This window comes from Streptomyces sp. NBC_01520 (genome assembly GCF_045040375.1).
Classification (GTDB): domain Bacteria; phylum Actinomycetota; class Actinomycetes; order Streptomycetales; family Streptomycetaceae; genus Streptomyces.
The window spans coordinates 1,996,637-2,011,603 of the sequence record NZ_CP109404.1; the positions used below are offsets into that span (position 1 = coordinate 1,996,637).

At 68.0% G+C, this 14,967-nt stretch carries 9 protein-coding genes, 1 tRNA gene and 1 pseudogene; 6 read left to right on the plus strand and 5 right to left on the minus strand.

Annotated features, from left to right (window positions below; genetic code table 11):
- The first annotated feature begins 1 nt into the window (after position 1).
- Genes OG524_RS09085 through OG524_RS09095 form a run of 3 tightly spaced genes read left to right on the plus strand, consistent with a single transcriptional unit; the run spans position 2 to position 3,464 of the window.
- Positions 2–1,732, plus strand: coding sequence for a branched-chain amino acid ABC transporter permease (locus OG524_RS09085; RefSeq protein WP_405391454.1), 1,731 nt, complete (start codon positions 2–4; stop codon positions 1,730–1,732).
- Entirely contained in the window at positions 1,729–2,751 is a 1,023-nt protein-coding gene (locus OG524_RS09090; protein WP_405391453.1) for an ABC transporter ATP-binding protein, read from the plus strand. The genes OG524_RS09085 and OG524_RS09090 overlap by 4 nt, the downstream gene beginning before the upstream one ends.
- Positions 2,748–3,464, plus strand: coding sequence for an ABC transporter ATP-binding protein (locus OG524_RS09095; RefSeq protein WP_405391452.1), 717 nt, complete (start codon positions 2,748–2,750; stop codon positions 3,462–3,464). The genes OG524_RS09090 and OG524_RS09095 overlap by 4 nt, the downstream gene beginning before the upstream one ends.
- Before the next feature lie 76 nt (positions 3,465–3,540).
- Here the strand turns inward: OG524_RS09095 and OG524_RS09100 are convergent, their stop codons facing one another.
- The gene (locus OG524_RS09100) at positions 3,541–4,197 is read right to left on the minus strand and encodes an ANTAR domain-containing response regulator (protein ID WP_405391451.1); all 657 of its coding nucleotides are present in this window, start codon (positions 4,195–4,197) and stop codon (positions 3,541–3,543) included.
- 97 nt (positions 4,198–4,294) lie between these two features.
- On the opposite strand from OG524_RS09100, the gene OG524_RS09105 reads away from it, so the two are divergent.
- Positions 4,295–4,369, plus strand: a tRNA-Leu gene (locus OG524_RS09105).
- Between the two features lie 109 nt (positions 4,370–4,478).
- Positions 4,479–5,238: pseudogene (locus OG524_RS09110) on the plus strand (transcriptional regulator).
- A gap of 6 nt (positions 5,239–5,244) precedes the next feature.
- Here OG524_RS09110 and pyk read toward each other — a convergent pair.
- Positions 5,245–6,678, minus strand: coding sequence for a pyruvate kinase (gene pyk, locus OG524_RS09115; RefSeq protein ID WP_405391449.1), 1,434 nt, complete (start codon positions 6,676–6,678; stop codon positions 5,245–5,247).
- 293 nt (positions 6,679–6,971) lie between these two features.
- Between pyk and OG524_RS09120 the strand changes: the two genes are divergently transcribed.
- Positions 6,972–8,783 (plus strand): bifunctional metallophosphatase/5'-nucleotidase, encoded by a 1,812-nt coding sequence (locus OG524_RS09120; protein ID WP_405809762.1) that lies wholly within the window; start codon positions 6,972–6,974, stop codon positions 8,781–8,783.
- A gap of 156 nt (positions 8,784–8,939) precedes the next feature.
- Here OG524_RS09120 and OG524_RS09125 read toward each other — a convergent pair whose 3' ends face one another.
- From OG524_RS09125 to pepN, 3 genes are all read right to left on the minus strand, one after another.
- Positions 8,940–10,370 carry a lysine N(6)-hydroxylase/L-ornithine N(5)-oxygenase family protein gene (locus tag OG524_RS09125; protein ID WP_405391447.1) on the minus strand — a complete coding sequence of 477 codons (1,431 nt, stop codon included), beginning with the start codon at positions 10,368–10,370 and terminating at the stop codon, positions 8,940–8,942.
- Entirely contained in the window at positions 10,367–11,764 is a 1,398-nt protein-coding gene (locus OG524_RS09130) for a pyridoxal phosphate-dependent decarboxylase family protein (protein WP_405391446.1), read from the minus strand. The genes OG524_RS09125 and OG524_RS09130 overlap by 4 nt, the downstream gene beginning before the upstream one ends.
- 313 nt (positions 11,765–12,077) lie before the next feature.
- Positions 12,078–14,630, minus strand: coding sequence for an aminopeptidase N (gene pepN / locus OG524_RS09135; protein WP_405809765.1), 2,553 nt, complete (start codon positions 14,628–14,630; stop codon positions 12,078–12,080).
- Positions 14,631–14,967: the final 337 nt, after the last annotated feature.

A 14,967-nucleotide genomic window follows, 5' to 3' on the forward strand; every position in this document is an offset into this window, starting at 1 on the left:
CATGACAACCGACACCATCGAAACCGCGGCCGCCACCCCGGCCACCGGCTCCCGGACCACCGGCCTGCGCCGCCTCACCGCCCTCGGCGGCATCGCGACCATCGCCAGTACATTCACGTCCTGGACCTACACCGACGAGTTCCCCGGCGACCTCACCGTCTACGGCTACCCCGGCGGCCTCCAGGTCCTCACCCTCGTCGCAGGCATCCTCGTACTCCTGTACGCACTCGCCGCCCTCGACATCCCCGGCCTCCGCTGGATCGCACCCAGCGGAACCGCCAAAGCACTCCAGTTCCTCGCCCTCGGCGCCTTCGGTACCACCTGGTTCACCGTCATCGCCATCACCGTGGAACTCGGCGGCATCGTCAACCTGGAGCCCGGCGGCTTCGTAGCAGCGGTGGCCTCCGCCATCCCGCTCGTCGCCCTCCTCCTGCCCGACGACACCCGCAAGGCCTCACGCCCCAAGGAGCTCCCCTCCTGGGCCGAGATCCTCATCATCGTCGTCGCCTTCGGAGTCGGCCTCTTCGTCGTCACCTACGGCATCGACACCGAGTACGCCGAACTCTTCACCGGCTACCTGCTCACCGCCGGCTTCGCCGTCGGCGCCCTCTTCAAGTCCGGCATCATGGCCCGGCTCTCGGCACTCACCACCAAATACCGCTCCATCGCCGTGGCCGCCGCATTCGTCGCCGCAGCAGCATTCCCCTTCACCCAGAACACCGACCAGTACACCCTCATCGCGGTCAACATCCTCATCTTCGCGACCGTCGCACTCGGGCTGAACATCGTCGTCGGCCTCGCCGGACTCCTCGACCTCGGATACGTCGCCTTCCTCGGCGTCGGCGCATACACCGCCGCACTCGTCTCAGGCACCACGGCATCCGCCTTCGACGTCCACTTCCCCTTCTGGGCAGCGGTCCTCACCGGAGCCGCCGTCTCCCTGATCTTCGGCGTCGTCATCGGAGCCCCGACCCTCCGCCTCCGCGGCGACTACCTCGCCATCGTCACCCTCGGCTTCGGCGAGATCTTCCGCATCACCGTAGGCAACCTCGACGGCGTATCCGGACCCCGCGTCACCAACGGCCCCAACGGCGTACCGAACATCCCCGACCTCGTCTTCTTCGGATACGACTTCGGCGAATCCCACACCGTCCTGGGCTTCGAACTCGGCGGATACGCCAACTACTACCTGCTCATGCTGCTCGCGATGATCCTCGTGGTCCTCGTCTTCAGCCGAGCCGGCAGCTCCCGCATCGGCCGCGCCTGGGTCGCCATCCGCGAGGACGAGACCGCCGCCACCGCCATGGGCATCAACGGCTTCCGCGTCAAACTCATCGCCTTCGCACTCGGCGCCACCCTCGCCGGACTCGCCGGCACCGTCCAGGCCCACGTACAGAGCACCGTCGTCCCGGAGATGTACGTCTTCGCCGGACCCGTGCCGCCCAACTCCGCCTTCCTCCTCGCCGCGGTCATCCTCGGCGGCATGGGAACGATCAGCGGACCCCTGATCGGCGCCACGCTCCTGTACATGATCCCCGCGAAGCTGCAGTTCCTCCAGGACTACCAGCTCCTCGGCTTCGGCCTCGCACTCATCCTGCTGATGCGCTTCCGCCCCGAAGGCCTCATCGCCAACCGGCGGGCCCAGCTCGAATTCCACGAGACCGGCCAACTCGACACACCCGAGGGCACCCTGCCCGAATCCGGCGTCGGCACCGTGAAGGCGGGGGCGTGAACGACATGACGACCACCACCGAAACCACCACGCCGGTCCTGGACGCGAGCGGCGTCATCATGCGCTTCGGCGGCCTCACCGCCGTACGCGACGTCGACCTCAAGGTCAACGCGGGCGAGATCGTCGGCCTCATCGGCCCCAACGGCGCGGGCAAGACCACCTTCTTCAACTGCCTCACCGGCCTCTACGTCCCCACCGAGGGCAAGGTCCGCTACAAGGGCACCGTCCTGCCGCCCAAGCCCCACCTCGTCACCCAGGCAGGCATCGCCCGCACCTTCCAGAACATCCGGCTCTTCGCCAACATGACCGTCCTGGAGAACGTCCTCGTCGGACGCCACACCAGGACCAAGGAAGGCCTCTGGTCCGCGCTCCTGCGCGGCCCCGGGTTCAAGAGGGCCGAAGCCGCCTCCCACGCACGCGCCATGGAACTCCTCGAGTTCATCGGCCTGCAGGACAAGGCCGACCACCTCGCACGCAACCTCCCCTACGGAGACCAGCGCAAGCTGGAGATCGCGCGCGCCCTCGCCAGCGACCCCGGCCTCCTCCTCCTGGACGAGCCCACCGCCGGCATGAACCCGCAGGAAACCCGCGTCACCGAAGAACTCATCTTCGCCATCCGGGACATGGGCATCGCCGTACTCGTCATCGAGCACGACATGCGCTTCATCTTCAACCTCTGCGACCGCGTCGCCTGCCTCGTCCAGGGCGAGAAACTCGTCGAAGGCACACCCGCCGTCGTCCAGGGCGACGAACGCGTCATCGCCGCCTACCTCGGCACACCCTTCGAAGGGGACACCCCCGAGAAGAAGGACGCCCCCGCACCCGCCGAGGCACCCGAGCCGGAACCGGCCCCCGAAGCCGACACCGCGCCCGAGGCCGAGGCCGCACCGGAGGCCGGCACCGAGGCCGGGAAGACGGAAGCGGCGGCGGAGCCCGGGGCCGCGGACACCGCCGAGGCCGAAACGCCGAAGACGGACGAGGCCAAGCGCACCACCAGCACAGAAGGGGAAGGCCAGTGACCGCACTGCTCGAGGTCGAGGACCTCAGGGTCGCCTACGGCAAGATCGAAGCCGTCAAGGGAATCTCCTTCAGCGTCGAAGCCGGCCAGGTCGTCACCCTCATCGGCACCAACGGTGCGGGCAAGACCACCACCCTGCGCACCCTCTCCGGACTCCTCAAGCCCTCCGGCGGCCGGATCCTCTTCGACGGGAAGCCCCTCAGCGGCATCCCCGCCCACAAGATCGTGGCACTGGGCCTCGCCCACTCCCCCGAGGGACGCCACATCTTCCCCCGCCTCACCATCGCGGAGAACCTCCAGCTCGGCGCCTTCCTCCGCACCGACAAGGCAGGCATCGAGAAGGACATCCAGCGCGCCTACGACCTCTTCCCCATTCTCGGGGAACGCCGGAAGCAGGCCGCGGGAACCCTCTCCGGCGGCGAACAGCAGATGCTCGCCATGGGACGCGCCCTCATGTCCCAGCCCAAGCTGCTCATGCTCGACGAGCCCTCCATGGGCCTCTCCCCGATCATGATGCAGAAGATCATGGAGACCATCGTCCAGCTCAAGGCGGCGGGCACCACGATCCTGCTCGTCGAGCAGAACGCGCAGGCCGCCCTCTCCCTCGCGGACCAGGGCCACGTCATGGAGGTCGGCAAGGTCGTCCTCTCCGGCACCGGCGCGGATCTCCTCCACGACGAGTCGGTCCGCAAGGCCTACCTCGGCGAGGACTGACCCTTCCCGCACATACGCAAGGAGGCCCGCCCCCGGTCGTTCGGGGGCGGGCCTCCTTGCGTATGTCCGTACGGCGCTACTCGGCCGCCTTCTTCTTCTCCTCGGCGTCCTGGATCAGCGCCTCGGCGAGCTGCTGCATCGACAGACGGCGGTCCATCGACGTCTTCTGGATCCAGCGGAACGCGGCAGGCTCGGAGAGCCCGTAGTCCGTCTGCAGAATGCTCTTCGCCCGGTCCACCAGCTTCCGGGTCTCCAGCCGCTGGGACAGGTCGGCGATCTCGTTCTCCAGCGCCTTCAGCTCCGCGAAGCGGGACACGGCCATCTCGATGGCCGGCACCACGTCGCTCTTGCTGAACGGCTTCACGAGATACGCCATCGCCCCGGCGTCCCGGGCCCGCTCGACGAGGTCGCGCTGCGAGAAGGCGGTGAGCATCAGGACGGGGGCGATGGACTCCTCGGCGATCTTCTCGGCCGCGGAGATGCCGTCGAGGACCGGCATCTTCACATCGAGGATGACCAGGTCGGGCCGGTGCTCCCGCGCCAGCTCGACGGCCTGCTGCCCGTCCCCGGCCTCGCCGACGACCGCGTAGCCCTCCTCCTCCAGCATCTCTTTGAGGTCGAGGCGGATGAGCGCCTCGTCCTCGGCGATGACGACGCGGGTCGTCAGCGGCGGGACGTGCGACTTGTCGTCGTCGGCGTCGTCTACGGGCTGGGGCGACTCGGGGGTGGTCACGGGGCTCCTCGTTACGGGGCAGATGCAGCTGCCTTGAGCCTACCTAGCTGCGGTATGGTGTCACTACGCGGGGCACTCGTGGCCCTTCCTTTCTAAGGCCCCAGTACTCCAACTGGTTAGAGAGGCGGCTCTCAAACAGCCGACAGTGTGGGTTCGAATCCCACCTGGGGCACTTTTCCTTCGATTCGAAGGTCGCAAGGAAACGGCACGCATTCACGTGATCGTGTGACTGCAGCACCGTTTCCACCTCTGCACACCACAATCCGACCAGGCTCGGAAGTGTGTACGACCTCGAAACGCGCAAACGCGCGCTGGCCCTCCTCGACCAGGGCTTCAGCCAGAACTCCGTAAGTAAGCAGACCGGCATCTCCCGTGCCGCGATCCGCTCATGGCTTGTCCGGATAGATCCTCTTGACCGCTCCACCCCTTGCCCCAGATGCAGTGATACACCCGTGGCACCCCGAGATCCCGTCGCTTACAGCTACTTACTCGGCCTGTACCTCGGAGATGGCTGCATCAGCGTCAACCGACGGGGTGTGTACTCTCTCCGAATCGCATGCGCCGACGCATGGCCGGGCCTCATCGACGCCTGCGTCGCAGCCGTACTGAAGGTGCGGCCGTCACACAAGGTTTGCCGGGTAGCGAGTCCGGGCTGTCAGTACGTCACGTGCTGGAGCAAGCACTGGCCATGCCTTTTCCCTCAGCACAGCCCCGGAAAGAAGCACAACCGCGAGATCGTCCTGGAATCCTGGCAACGGAACATCGTGGATGCCCACCCGTGGGACTTCATCCGCGGTCTCATCCACTCCGACGGCTGCCGGATCATCAACTGGACCACCCGCCTCGTCCGTGGTGAGCGGAAACGCTACGAGTACCCCCGGTACTTCTTCACCAACCTGTCGGCAGACATCCTGGGCCTCTTCACCAGCACGCTCGACCAGGTTGGGGTCGAATGGAAGCACACCAGCGGGGAAGAACCTCTCCGTAGCCCGACGGGCGTCCGTAGCGCTCATGGACGCTCACGTCGGGCCGAAGTACTGACGACCGTCACTTCGGGCCGTCGTCCTCACCGATGTGGTGCACCCGCACCAGATTCGTGGAGCCGGCCACTCCCGGCGGTGAGCCCGCCGTGATGACCACCACGTCCCCCTTCTTACAGCGGCCGATCCGCAGCAGTTCCTCGTCCACCTGCGCCACCATCGTGTCCGTCGAGTCCCCGTGCGGCCCGAGGAACGTCTCCACGCCCCATGTCAGGTTCAGCTGCGCGCGGGTGGCCGGGTCCGGGGTGAAGGCCAGGAGCGGGATCGGGGAGCGGTAGCGGGAGAGCCGCTTGACCGTGTCGCCGCTCTGGGTGAAGGCCACCAGGAACTTCGCGCCGAGGAAGTCGCCCATCTCGGCTGCCGCGCGGGCGACCGCGCCGCCCTGGGTGCGGGGCTTGTTCCGGTCGGTGAGGGGCGGGAGGCCCTTGGCGAGGATGTCCTCCTCGGCCGCCTCGACGATGCGGGCCATCGTGCGGACCGTCTCGACGGGGTACTTGCCGACGCTGGTCTCGCCGGACAGCATCACCGCGTCCGTGCCGTCGATGACGGCGTTGGCGACGTCGGAGGCCTCGGCACGGGTGGGCCGGGAGTTGTCGATCATCGAATCGAGCATCTGCGTGGCGACGATGACCGGCTTGGCGTTGCGCTTGGCGAGCTTGATGGCGCGCTTCTGGACGATCGGGACCTGTTCCAGGGGCATTTCGACGCCCAGGTCGCCGCGGGCGACCATGATGCCGTCGAAGGCGGCGACGATGTCGTCGATGTTCTCGACGGCCTGGGGCTTCTCGACCTTGGCGATGACGGGGAGCCGGCGGTCCTCTTCGTCCATGATGCGGTGGACGTCGTCGATGTCCCGTCCCGAGCGTACGAAGGACAGGGCGATGACGTCCGCCCCGGTGCGCAGGGCCCAGCGGAGGTCGTCGATGTCCTTCTCGGAGAGTGCGGGGACGGAGACGGCGACGCCGGGGAGGTTGAGTCCCTTGTGGTCGGAGACCATGCCGCCTTCGATGACGGTGGTGTGGACGCGGGGTCCGTCGACGTCGGTGACTTCGAGGGTGACGCGGCCGTCGTCGATGAGGATGCGTTCACCGGCGGTGACGTCGGCGGCGAGGCCGTCGTAGGTGGTGCCGCAGGTGTGGCGGTCGCCTTCCATGGGTTCGACGGTGATGGTGAAGTCGTCGCCGCGTTCAAGGAGTACGGGGCCTTCGGCGAAGCGTCCGAGGCGGATCTTCGGGCCTTGAAGGTCGGCGAGGATTCCTACGCTGCGTCCGGCCTCTTCGGATGCTTTGCGTACACGGTGGTATCGCTCTTCGTGTTCGGCATAGGTGCCGTGGCTGAGGTTGAGGCGGGCAATGTCCATTCCCGCTTCGACCAGTGCCTTGATCTGCTCGTATGTGTCGGTTGCGGGTCCCAGGGTACAAACGATTTTCGCTCGGCGCATGATTCGAGCCTAGACCTTACCTACGGGTAGGTATTTGGCCCTGCATGACTGCCCAACAACCTTTGGGTGAAGGCTTATTGACAAGTGTTGAATTGTGCGGCGGCGCGCTCCGATGAGCATTCCGGGTGTCACTGCCGGGTGGGTCCGGGTGCCGCGACCGGCCCTCCCGGGCGTCCGCCGTCGGGGGTGGCGTGTGCTGGTGGTCATCAGATCGAAACCTGCGTGGGGTGTTGCGGGGTGTGGTGGCTGAGCCAGAATCTACGCGCGTTGTTCGTCTGGACGAGGAGTCAAGAATGCCGTTGAACCGTAGGACGTTTCTGGGCCGGTCGGCCGCCGCCGGTGCGGGTGTGGCGCTGGCGGGCGGGGCTGTCGCCGGGCCTGCCGGGGCCGCGGAGGCGAAGGGGCACGGGCACGGGCGTCCGGCGAAGCGGTACTCGTTCACCGTGATGGGGACGACGGACCTGCACGGCAACGTCTTCAACTGGGACTACTTCACGGACAGGGAGTTCGACGACAAGGCGCACAACGATGTGGGCCTGGCGAAGATCTCGACGCTGGTGGAGCAGATCCGTGAGGAGCGCGGGCGGCAGAACACGCTGCTGATCGACGCGGGTGACACGATTCAGGGCACGCAGTTGTCGTACTACTACGCGAAGATCGATCCGATCACGGCGAAGCGTGGTCCGGTGCATCCGATGGCGCAGGCGATGAACCGGATCGGGTACGACGCCGCGGCGCTCGGCAACCATGAGTTCAATTACGGCATTCCGGTGCTGCGTAAGTTCGAGGAGCAGTGCGATTTCCCGCTGCTGGGTGCGAACGCTCTGGACGCCAAGACGTTGCGGCCGGCGTTCGCCCCGTATGTGATCAAGCGGATGCGTACGCCGCACGGCCGTGATGTGCGGGTGGCTGTGCTGGGGTTGACGAATCCGGGTATCGCGATCTGGGACAAGGCGAACGTGGGCGGGAAGATGGTGTTCCCGGGTCTTGAGGAGCAGGCGGCGAAGTGGGTGCCGAAGCTTCGTTCGATGGGTGCGGATGTGGTCATCGTTTCGGCGCATTCGGGTTCGTCGGGTACGTCTTCGTACGGGGATCAGTTGCCGTACGTGGAGAACGCGGCGGGTCTGGTGGCGGAGCAGGTGCCGGGTATCGATGCGATTCTGGTGGGTCACGCACATTCGGAGATTCCCGAGTACTTCGTGACGAACAAGGAGACGGGTAAGCAGGTCGTTCTTTCGGAGCCGTTGAAGTGGGGGCAGCGGTTGACGTTGTTCGACTTCGATCTGGTGTGGGAGAAGGGTCGCTGGGTCGTGGAGAAGGTCGGCGCGGAGGTGCTGAATTCGAACGCGGTGGAGGAGGATCCGCGGATCACCTCGATGCTCGGGGACGAGCACACGAAGGTGGTGGCGTATGTGAATCAGGTGATCGGTACGTCGGTGGTGGCGATGTCGACGGTGGATGCGCCGTGGAAGGACGAGCCGGTCATCGATCTGATCAACCTGGTGCAGGCGGACACGGTGAAGGAGGCGCTGGCCGGTGGGGAGTACGCGGCGTTGCCGGTGCTGTCGCAGGCGGCGTGTTTCTCGCGTACGGCGGCGATTCCGGCCGGTGAGGTGACGATCAAGGATGCTGCGGGGCTGTATCCGTTCGAGAACACGCTTGAGGCGCGGTTGCTGACGGGTGCGCAGCTGAAGGATTATCTGGAGTATTCGGCACAGTATTATGTGCGGACGGCTTCGGGTGTGCCGGTGGATACGTCGAAGTTGACGAATTCGGATGGTATTCCGGACTACAACTATGACGTGGTGTCGGGTGTGTCGTACGACATCGATATCGCACAGCCGGCGGGTTCGCGGATCGTGGGGTTGTCGTTCGAGGGGAAGCCGGTGGATCCGGCTGCGGAGTTCGTGTTCGCGGTGAACAACTACCGGGCGAGTGGTGGGGGTAACTTCCCGCACGTGCCGGGTGCGAAGCAGTTGTGGGCGAATTCGGACGAGATCCGGAACACGATCATCGGTTGGGTGCGGGCGAAGGGTTCGGTGGATCCGGCGGAGTTCGCTTCGGTGGACTGGCGGCTGACGCGTGAGGGTCTGCCGGTGTTCTGAGTGGTTGGGGTGCTCGGGGTGCTCTGGGTGCTACGGGCGTTCCGAGTGTTGTGCCGGCCGGTGGGGCCGCCCGTGATGTTCCGGGTGGTCCCGCCGTTGCCGTTTGGGGTGGTCCGCGGGTGCGGGCCGCCCCTTCTTTGTCGTGGGTGGGCGGGTTCAGTGGTGGTGGAGGGGGGTGGTGTGTGTGGTGCCTTGGCCGGGGATGCGGGGGGCGGGTTGGGGGGTGAGGCCGAAGGTGGTGAACGCGGTGCGTTGTGGGAGGGGGTAGGGGGTGGTGCCGGTGAGGTCGTTGAGGATGGTGGCGCTGCGCCAGGCGGCGAGGCCGAGGTCGGGGGCGCCGACTCCGTGGGTGTGGCGTTCGGCGTTCTGTACGTAGATGTGGCCGGTGACGGCGGGGTCGAGGTCGAGCCGGAACGCTTCGTCGACGCGGGGGCGGTGGGAGGTGTCCCGGCGGATGTGGGGGGCGATGCCGTCGAGGAGGGTGTCGAGGGGGCGTTCGCGGTAGCCGGTGGCGAGGACGACGGCGTCGGTGGTGAGGCGGGTGCGGGTGGCCTGCTGGGTGTGTTCGAGGTGGAGTTCGATGCGGGTGCCTGAGATGCGGCCTGCGGTGCGGACGGTGACGCCGGGGGTGAGGGTGGCGTCGGGCCAGCCGCCGTGGAGGGTGCGTCGATAGAGCTCGTCGTGGATGGCGGCGATGGTGTCGGTGTCGATGCCTTTGTGGAGTTGCCACTGGCTGGGGACGAGGGTGTCGCGTACGTCTTCGGGGAGTGCGTGGAAGTAGCGGGTGTAGTCGGGGGTGAAGTGTTCGAGGCCGAGTTTGGAGTACTCCATGGGGGCGAAGGCCGGGGTGCGGGCGAGCCAGTGGATCTTCTCGGTGCCGTGGGGGCGGGCGCGGAGGAGGTCGAGGAAGATCTCGGCGCCGGACTGGCCGGATCCGATGACGGTGACGTGTTCGGCGTCCAGGAGTTCCTGGCGGTGGTGGAGGTAGTCGGCGGAGTGGATGACGGGGAGGGTCGCGGCGTCGGTGAGGGGGCGTAGGGGTTCGGGGATGAAGGGTTCGGTGCCTACGCCGAGGGCGATGTGGCGGGTGAAGGCGCGGCCGAGCGCTTCGGCTTCGCCCTGGGGGTCGAGTTGGGTGAAGTCGACTTCGAAGAGTGCGCGGTCGGTGTTCCAGCGGATGGTGTCGACCTGGTGGCCGAAGTGGAGGCCGGGGAGGTGTCGGCTGACCCAGCGGCAGTAGGCGTCGTATTCGGTGCGTTCGATGTGGAAGCGCTCGGCGAAGTAGAAGGGGTAGAGGCGGTCCTGGGTGCGGAGGTGGTTGAGGAAGGTCCAGGGGCTGGTGGGGTCGGCGAGGGTGACGAGGTCGGCGAGGAAGGGGACTTGGAGGGTGGCGCCGTCGATGAGGAGTCCGGGGTGCCAGTGGAAGGCGGGGTTCTGTTCGTAGAAGGTGACGGCGAGGGGGTGGGGGTTGTCGGGGGCGGTGGGGATGCCGTGGGCGAGTGCGGCGAGGGAGAGGTTGAAGGGGCCGATGCCGATGCCGATGAGGTCGTGCGGCCGGTCGGGGGTGGCCGCGGGCTGGTCGGTCATCGGGGGGTGCTGCCTTCTGTGAGGCCGGTGAGGGCGTGGGTGACGAGGGTGGTGAGTCGGCGGAGGTCTTCGGGGGTGGTGTGGGGGTTGAGCAGGGTGGCTTTGAGCCAGAGGCGGTTGTCGGCGTGGGCGCGGCCGAGTACGGCGTGGCCTTGGGTGAGGAGGGTGCGGCGGATGGTGGCGACGGTGGTGTCGTCGGTGTCGGTGGGGCGGAAGAGGACGGTGCTGATGGTGGGGCGGGCGTAGAGGTCGAGGTGGGGGGTTGTGGTGATGATGTCGGCGAGGTGGTGGGCGGCGGCGAGGGTGCGGTCGATGAGGTCGGCCAGTCCGTCGCGGCCGAGTGCTTGGAGGGTGGCGGCGATCTTGAGGGCGTCGGGGCGCCGGGTGGTGCGCAGGGAGCGGCCGAGGAGGTCGGGGAGGCCTGCGTCGGTGTCGTCGCCTGCGTTGAGGTAGGGGGCTTGGTGGTGGAGTGCGTCGAGGTCGTGGTGGTGGGGGACGGCGAGGATGCCGGCGGATGCGGGTTGCCAGCCGAGTTTGTGCAGGTCGAGGGTGACGCTGTGGGCGCGGTGGAGGCCGTGGACGAGGTGGCGGTGGGTGGGGCTGAAGAGGAGTGGGCCGCCGTAGGCGGCGTCGATGTGGAGTTCGGCGCCGTGGGCTTCGGTGAGGTCGGCGATGGCGTGGAGGGGGTCGATGTGGCCGGTGTCGGTGGTGCCGGCGGTGGCTGCGACGAGGAGGGGGCCTTGGTGTCGGGTGAGGGTGGCTTCGAGGGCCGGGAGGTCCATGGTGCCGGTGGGGGCGGGGATGACGAGGGGGGTGGGGAGGCCGAGGAGCCAGGTGGCGCGGGCGATGCTGTGGTGGGCGTTGGCGGCGCAGATGGTCTGGATGGGGCCGTGGCGTTCGCGGGCGAGGAGGAGGGCGAGTTGGTTGGCTTCGGTGCCGCCGGTGGTGACGAGGGCGTCGGGGTGGGTGGTGTGGGGGTAGATCTCGGCGGCGAGTGTGCGGGTGAGGGTGGCTTCGAGGGCGGAGGCGGCGGGGGCCTGGTCCCAGGAGTCCATGGAGGGGTTGAGTGCTGATGCGGCGAGGTCGGCTGCTGCGGCGACGGCGAGGGGTGGGGTGTGGAGGTGGGCGGCGCAGTGGGGGTGTGCGGGGTCTGCGGCGCCTTCGGTGAGTGCGGTGACGAGGGTGCGCAGGGCGTGGTGGGCGCCGGTGCCGTGGTCGGGGATGAGGGGGCCGGTGGTGTGGTCGGTGTGGTGGGTGACGGTGTCGGGGCCGCCTGGGGGGAGGGGGCCGTTGCGGCGGGCGGCGCCGTCGTGGAGTGCGGTGAGGACGGTGTCGAGGAGGGGGCGCAGGTGGGTGGGGCCTGCGGTGCCTCCGGCCAGGGGTGGGGTGGGCATGGGTCTGGTGGTCCTTCGGGTGCGCGGGGGCGGGCGTGCCAGCTTGTCCGGGATTCGGGGGGAGCGGCCGAAGAGCCCAACGATCTGAACCCGAAAGGGGTACTGCTGCCTGGTGTCGGCGGGGTGGCGGGGGTGTGCCTGGTATAGGTGTGCGCTGCTCGCATGGCTGTGCCCGGCCCCTGGGTGTGGGTGGGGCCGGGCACGGTGGGTGGTGCGTGTGCCGAGGTCGTGCGCCGGGTGGGTGTGGCGCAGGTGGACGGCGCGGTGCGGGTCGTGGGTGGGTGTCGCGCCGTCGGGGTGCGGTGTGGGTGGGTCAGTGGGCGTTGCGTACGGCGAGGGCGCGGCGCAGGTCGTCGAGCTGGTCGGTGAGTTTGCGTCGCAGGGCGGGGATGAGTGCCTGGTCGTCGAGGGCGTCGGTGCCGAGGCGGAGGCTGTGGGGGTCGATGGCGTAGGCGGGGAAGGCGTGGCGGCCGGCGGCTTCGGCGATGGCGGGGCCGCGGCGTACGGCGAGGGCGGTGGCTTCGGGGTAGTAGCGGGCGACGTAGTCGTGGAGGAGGTCGTCCTGTTCGGGTTGCCAGAAGCCTTGGGCGGTGGCGGTGAAGAGGTAGTTGGAGAGGGTGTCGTCGGTGAACATGGCGTGCCAGGCGGTGGCCTTCGCTTCGGGGGTGGGGAGGGCGGCGCGGCAGCGGGCGGCGCCTTCCTGTCCGGTGGCGCTGGGGTCCTTGGCGAGTTCGTCGGCGATGGCTGGCTCGTCGGTGGCGCCGAGGACGGCGAGGCGGGTGAGGATGCGCCAGCGGAGTTCGGGGTCGAGTTCGGGTCCGCCGGGGACGGTGCCGTCGTTCAGCCAGTCCTGGATGGCGTCGGGCTGGGTGGCCGCGTCGATGAAGTGGCGTACGGCGGTGAGGCGGAGGCCGGGTGCGGGGTTGCCGGGGCCGGTGCTGCCGGCGCGCTGTTCCCAGTCCTTGGCGGTGAGGCCTTCGGTGCGGCGGAGCAGGTCGCGGCAGAGTGAGGTGAGGGTGGTGAGGGCTGCGGGGCGGTCGTGGGGGGTGAGGTAGCGGTCGGTGATGTGGGTGGCGGCGAAGCCGAGGACGCCGTGGACGAGGGCGAGGTCGGTCTCGTGCGGGAGGTGGGTGCGGGCGGCGGTGAGGTAGGCCGTGGGGTGGAGTTCACCGTCGCGGACCATGTCTCGGGCGGTGTTCCACAGGAGGGCGCGGGTGAGGGCGTCGGGGATGCCGGAGAGGTGGTCGAGGGTGGTGGTCCAGGATGCGGGGTCGAGCCTGATCTTGGCGTAGGTGAGGTCGTTGTCGTTGAGGACGACGAGGGCCGGGCGGCGGCCGGGCAGGGTGGTGGGGGTGTCGTCCTGGGGGATGTCGAGTTCGAAGCGGTCGCGCAGGACGAGTTGGTCGGTGCCGGACTGGGTGTCGAGCATGTGGTCGTAGGTGCCGACGGCGATGCGGTGGGGGCGGTTGCCGGTGTGTTCGACGGCGAGGGTCCAGGTGTGGCCGGTGTCCTCGGTGTGTGCGGTGAGGGTGTCGATTCCGGTGGTGCGCAGCCAGGTGGCGGCCCAGGCGTGGACGTCGCGGTCGGTGGCGGAGGCGAGGTTGTCGATGAAGTCGGCGAGGGTGGCGTTGGCGAATCTGTGCCGGGCGAAGTGGGTGTTGATTCCGGCGAGGAAGTCCTTCTCGCCGAGCCAGGCGACGAGTTGGCGCAGGGCCGAGGCGCCCTTGGCGTAGGAGATGCCGTCGAAGTTGAGCAGGGCGGAGGCGGTGTCGGGGACGGCTTCGGGGTCGGGGGCGACGGGGTGGGTGGAGGGGCGTTGGTCGGCGTCGTAGCCCCAGCCCTTGCGGGCGACGCCGAAGTCGACCCAGGTGTCGGTGAAGCGGGTGGCTTCGGTGAGGGTCTGGTAGCCCATGTATTCGGCGAAGGACTCGTTGAGCCAGATGTCGTCCCACCAGGTGAGGGTGACGAGGTCGCCGAACCACATGTGGGCCATCTCGTGGGCGATGACCATGGCACGGGTCTGGCGTTCGGTGTCGGTGACGGCGGAGCGGTAGACGAATTCGTCGCGGAAGGTGACGAGTCCGGGGTTCTCCATGGCGCCGGCGTTGAATTCGGGGACGAATGCCTGGTCGTAGGAGTCGAAGGGGTAGGGCTCGTCGAACTTTTCGTGGTAGCGGTCGTAGCAGGCGCGGGTGAGGGTGAGGATCTCGTCGGCGTCGATGTCGAGGTGGGGTGCCAGTGAGCGGCGGCAGTGGATGCCGAAGGGGATTCCCGCGTGCTGGGTGGTGACGGAGTGCCAGGGGCCGGCGGCGACGGCGACGAGGTAGGTGGAGATGGGCGGGGTGGGGGCGATGGTCCAGCGGCCGGGGGCGGTGCGGGTGGCGATGCCGTTACCGAGGACGGTCCAGCCTTCGGGTGCGGTGACGGTGATGTCGAAGACGGACTTGAGGTCGGGCTGGTCGAAGGCGGCGAAGACGCGCTGGACGTCGTCCATGAAGAGCTGGGTGTAGACGTATGTCTCGCCGTCGGCGGGGTCGGTGAAGCGGTGCATGCCTTCGCCGGTGCGGGAGTAGCGGAGGGAGGCGTCGACGACGAGTTCGTGGGGGCCCTCGGTGAGGCGGTCGAGGGGGTAACGGTTCCCGTCGAGGAGGCCGGGGTCGAGGGTGTGTCCGTCGAGACTGAGCGAGCGCAGGGTCTCCGGCTTGATCTCGACGAAGGTGTCTCCGGCCGTGCGGGCGGTGAACCTGATGACGGTCCTGGAGTCGAAGGTCTCCTCGCCTGCGGTGAGATCGAGGTCGACCGTGTACCGGTGTACGTCGAGGAGCTGGGCGCGGGTCTGCGCTTCGTTGCGCGTCAGTACGGACATGGCGCCCATGCTGCCGTACGGGTCCGGAGCTGTGCAGTGGGGTTCTCGCAGGGCTGACGGGCGGGGGTGGCCGGGGCGGGTGGTTGTCATGGGTGTTCGTGGTGGCCCGGTGCGGGTGTTCACGGTGGCCCGGTGCGCGTGTTCACGGTGGCCCGATGCGGGTGTTCACGGTGGCCCGATGCGGGTGTTCACGGTGGCGCGATGCCGCAGTCCCTCGTTCGTTTTATCTTGATCTTGAGGCTGGAACCGCCGAAATCTCCCCCAACACCCCCTCAATCGATCACTTTTATACATTTTGCGGCAATTTCCTGGATCGAGATTTGGCCAAATACTAAGG

Excerpts from the sequence above, each read along its gene's own strand:
- OG524_RS09085 (WP_405391454.1), top strand. The coding sequence starts at position 2 with ATGACAACCGACACCATCGAAACCGCGGCCGCCACCCCGGCCACCGGC.
- pyk (WP_405391449.1), bottom strand. The coding sequence starts at position 6,678 with ATGCGCCGAGCGAAAATCGTTTGTACCCTGGGACCCGCAACCGACACA.
- OG524_RS09120 (WP_405809762.1), top strand. The coding sequence starts at position 6,972 with ATGCCGTTGAACCGTAGGACGTTTCTGGGCCGGTCGGCCGCCGCCGGT.
- OG524_RS09125 (WP_405391447.1), bottom strand. The coding sequence starts at position 10,370 with ATGACCGACCAGCCCGCGGCCACCCCCGACCGGCCGCACGACCTCATC.
- OG524_RS09130 (WP_405391446.1), bottom strand. The coding sequence starts at position 11,764 with ATGCCCACCCCACCCCTGGCCGGAGGCACCGCAGGCCCCACCCACCTG.
- pepN (WP_405809765.1), bottom strand. The coding sequence starts at position 14,630 with ATGTCCGTACTGACGCGCAACGAAGCGCAGACCCGCGCCCAGCTCCTC.